The organism is Flavonifractor sp. An112, assembly GCF_904377885.1.
Taxonomy (GTDB): Bacteria; Bacillota; Clostridia; order Oscillospirales; family Oscillospiraceae; genus Flavonifractor; species Flavonifractor avicola.
The window spans coordinates 1-3,990 of the sequence record NZ_CAJFGT010000111.1 but is presented as its reverse complement, the minus strand read 5'-3'; the positions used below and the strand labels follow the sequence as shown (position 1 = coordinate 3,990).

General features: G+C 61.6%; 4 protein-coding genes. 1 reads left to right on the top strand and 3 read right to left on the bottom strand.

Annotated features, from left to right (window positions below; all coding sequences use genetic code 11):
• The 3 genes from IHN22_RS12305 to IHN22_RS12295 all read right to left on the bottom strand — a co-directional run.
• Nucleotides 1-635: ribose-phosphate diphosphokinase (locus tag IHN22_RS12305; protein ID WP_191435659.1), on the bottom strand; the 635-nt coding region annotated here is incomplete at its 3' end.
• Nucleotides 636-728: 93 nt separating this feature from the next.
• Complete coding sequence (locus IHN22_RS12300) at nucleotides 729-1,919, bottom strand: DapH/DapD/GlmU-related protein (protein WP_191435658.1); 1,191 nt, start codon at nucleotides 1,917-1,919, stop codon at nucleotides 729-731.
• A 435-nt stretch (nucleotides 1,920-2,354) separates the two neighbouring features.
• Nucleotides 2,355-2,867 carry an HD domain-containing protein gene (locus IHN22_RS12295; protein WP_242958906.1) on the bottom strand — a complete coding sequence of 171 codons (513 nt, stop codon included), beginning with the start codon at nucleotides 2,865-2,867 and terminating at the stop codon, nucleotides 2,355-2,357.
• Nucleotides 2,868-3,087: 220 nt separating this feature from the next.
• On the opposite strand from IHN22_RS12295, the gene IHN22_RS12290 reads away from it, so the two are divergent.
• A partial coding sequence (locus IHN22_RS12290) for an acetyl-CoA C-acyltransferase (RefSeq protein ID WP_191435657.1) occupies nucleotides 3,088-3,990 on the top strand: 903 nt, incomplete at its 3' end.

The window sequence follows — 3,990 nt, the reverse complement described above, 5'->3', positions numbered from 1 at the left end:
ATGTTCATGACCTCGGAGGAGTTGGCCTTCTGGCGGCGCTTGTCCACGATGGCCAGGCCCATGCCCAGCTTCTGGGCGAAGGCCCGGGCCCGGGCCACGGAACCCACGTCGGGGGAGACCACGATCATCTCGTCCTCCTTGCCCTTAAAGCGGTCGTGGAGGTAGTTGGTGAAGATGGGGTTGCCCAGCAGATTGTCCACGGGGATGTCGAAGAAGCCCTGGATCTGGTTGGCGTGCAGGTCCATGGTGAGCACCCGGTCGGCGCCGGCCCGGGTGATCAGGTTGGCCACCAGCTTGGCGGAGATGGGATCGCGGGGCTTGGTCTTGCGGTCCTGACGGGCGTAGCCGAAGTAGGGCATCACAGCGGTGATCCGGCCGGCGGAAGCCCGCTTCAGGGCATCGATCATAATGAGCAGTTCCATCAGGTTGTCGTTGACCGGAGAGCTGGTGGACTGGACCACGAACACGTCGGAGCCGCGGACGGTCTCGTAGATGGAGACAAAGTTTTCTCCGTCGGAGAAGGCGCCTACCTCGGCGTTGCCCAGCTCCATGCCCATCTCCTTGCAGATGGCCTCAGCCAGCTTGCGGTTGGAAGTGCCGGAAAAGATCTTGATGTCCTTACCGTGTGCGATCATCTTTCAAACATCCTCTCACAAAATTAGTGTTCTCTGTCTTTTCGTGCAGATCGAACTTATTTTTTTATTTTCTGTCCCATCAGCGGGACGGGTTCACTTTTTACGGGTCTGGCGGGCGGCCCACTGTTTCTTCACCGTCTGGCGGGGCCGGGCGATGGCCAGGGAGTCGGCGGGCACATCGTCGGTAATGGTGGAGCCGGCGGCGGTGTAGGCTCCGTCCCCAACTTTCACGGGGGCAACCAGATTGGTATTGCAGCCGATGAAGGCGTCGTCCCCGATGGTGGTGCGGTACTTGCCCACCCCGTCATAGTTGACGGTGACGGTACCACAGCCCAGATCCACCCGGCAGCCCACGTCGGCATCTCCCACATAGGTCAGGTGGGAGATCTTGGTATCCTCTCCCACGGAGGCATTCTTCAGCGTCACAAAGTCGCCCACCTTCACGTTGGCCCCCACATGGCAGTTGGGGCGGATGTAGGCGAAGGGTCCGATCCTGGCCCCGGCGTCCACGGTGCTCTCGTTGAGCTGGGAGGCATTGACCACCACATGGTCGGCCAGGGTACAGTCCCGGATCATGGTGTTGGGGCCCAGCTCACAGCCGGTCCCAATCACCGTCTCGCCCCGCAGGATGGTGCCGGGCAGGATCACCGTGCCCTTACCCACCCGGACCCGGGGTCCGGCATAACAGGTGTTGGGGTCCATCATGCGCACGCCGCTTTCCAGCAGGCGGTAGGCGCCGTAGTTGCGGGCGGTGAGCTCGGCCTCCACCCGGCCCTCGGGGCTGCTCTTGATGAGGGCGGCGCTCTGATACCAGATGCTCCGGCCACCCAGCTTGTCGGCGTTTTCCTTCAGGGCCTCGTCCAGGCCGCTGCCGTCGGCCAAAGCCTGGGCCAACAGGGCCGCGTCAATGCGGCACACGCCGGTATCTTTATTATCCAGAGGACCGGTGCTGCTGTCATCCGCCAGCTGCCGGGCGCTCTGCCAGGAGAGAAGCACCGGCCGGGTCAGGATGAGCACCTTTCCCTCCAGCTTGCCCAGGAAGGCCATCAGCTGGTCCAGGGCGTCCTCGGTGCCGCCGGTGACGAACTCCGTTCCCACCGGGAAGCAGCCCTCGGCCTTTTCCCGGTCGTCACTGTGGCACACCACAAAAAACTGTTGCACGCCGGCGCTCTCCAGCGCCTCCGCCAGCCACAGGGCCGCCGGATCAAAGAGCAGGTCCTCCAGCATGGGGCACACGCCGGTCCCCTCCCGGGGCAGGAACACTACCGCTCCAGTCGCGCTCATACCTGAGATCACCTCAAAAAACAATGGATTTGCCTGTCCGCCCGGCGGGCAGGCTGCCGCAGGGCGTATTCTAGGGTCATTATAATGCGCAATGAACAAAGCTGGAAGGCTTGAAAGCCAAAGCTTTCAAGGCCAAGTAGCTTTGTTCTGGTGCAAGGTTTTTGGACGAAGTTATCCAAAAAACCTTGCACCTTCCATTGGTGCGTCTCAATGCACCAATGGAAATACGCATTATAACAATGGCTGAATTCCATAAAATCGGCTCCCTTGAGCCATTTTATGGAATTGCGCGGCTACAGCCGCGGGAATAAACCGATTTTCGGTTTATTCAGTAGACATTATTATAGCAAAGTAGGCGGAAAAATGCACCGGGATTTTGAAAAAAACCCGTCTTTTTTTCCAACTTGGGCCCCTTGCACAAGGAAAGGGCGGTCTTTACCGTTTCTTTACCGCGTTTCCACCGAAGGCAGGCCGGGGCAGGCAGGCCATCCGGTACAGGGCGGTCCGCCGCCAGATCCCCAGCACCTCCGCCGTGGCGCACAGCTTGTCGGCCACACACACCGCCGCCGCCGTCCGGCTGCGGGGGGCGCTGCGGGCCATGGGCCACATATGGGCCAGGATGCCGTTTTCCTCCTCCCGGCTCAGTTCCCCGCACAGGGCCCGGGCGTTTCGCTCCGCCGCCAGGGGATGGGCAAAGCACTGTTTATAGGAGGGCAGGCTCTTGGGATCGTAAAGATACAGGTCGTGGAGCAGCCCCGCCCGGGCCGCCGCCCGTCCGTCCCGCCCCCACCGCCGGGCCAGGCGGAAGGCCACATAGGACACAAACAGGCTGTGCTCAAAGCAGGACACACCCGGATGGTGCCGGATCTCCTTCATGGCCTGCACCGGCTGGGACACCAGCAGCTCCCCCACGCAGTCCAGATAGGCCGCCCAGTGTTCTTCCCGCACGATACCACGCCTCCTTCTCCGCTCTTGTTCTTCCTTATTATATCCCCCTGCAACCCGGCCCGCAACCCTATCCTGCCCCTGCGCTTCTGGTACAAACTGGATACTCTTTGACACACCCTGCTTCCACACTTTCCACAGTTGATTTTTACTAATGTCGGATGTATAATGAAACGAAGGGTTTATTAGGGGAGAAATCGAAATAGTCTGGAGGTCATTCACAATGAAAGAAGTCTACGTAGTCAATTGCTGCCGTACCGCTGTCGGCTCCTTCGGGGGCAGCCTGAAGGACACCCCCGCCACCGATCTGGGCGCTGTTGTCGTCAAGGAGGCTCTGAACCGCTCCGGCCTGAAGCCCGAGCAGGTGGATGAGCTGATGTTCGGCTGCATCCTCACCGCCGCCCAGGGCCAGAACCCCGCCCGTCAGGTGGGCGTGAAGGCCGGTCTGCCCTACTCCGTGCCCGCTTACACCGTGGGTATGGTGTGCGGCTCCGGTATGAAGTCCGTCATTGAGGGCGCCCGCGCCATCCTGTCCGGCGACGCCGACGTCATCGTGGCCGGCGGCACTGAGAATATGTCCGCTGCTCCCTACGCTCTGCCTGCTGAGCGCTGGGGCGCCCGCATGGGCGACAAGAAGGTCGTCGATACCATGATCAAGGACGGCCTGTGGGACGCTTACAACAACTATCACATGGGCACCACCGCTGAGAACATCGCCGACGTGTGGGGCATCACCCGCGAGGAGATGGACGCCTTTGCCGTGTCCTCCCAGAACAAGACCGAGGCCGCCCAGGCTGCCGGCAAGTTCGTGGACGAGATCGTGCCCGTCATGGTGAAGAAGAAGAAGGAAATGGTGGAGTTCAAGGTGGACGAGTTCCCCAAGGCCGGCGTGACCATGGAGTCCGTCTCCAAGCTGCGCGGCGCCTTCCCCGCCGGTCCCGAGGGCGTGGAGGACGAGATCGTTCACACCTTTGAGGTCACCCAGGTCCACGAGGCTGACGCCAAGAAGCACGTCCAGCGCGTCACCGCTGCCAACGCCTCCGGCATCAACGACGGCGCTGCCGCCATCGTGCTGGCTTCCGGCGAGGCTGTTGAGAAGTACGGCCTGAAGCCCATGGCCAAGCTG

Bases quoted from the DNA above. Each gene is read 5' to 3' on its own strand.
- IHN22_RS12300 (WP_191435658.1), bottom strand. From the start codon at position 1,919: ATGAGCGCGACTGGAGCGGTAGTGTTCCTGCCCCGGGAGGGGACCGGC.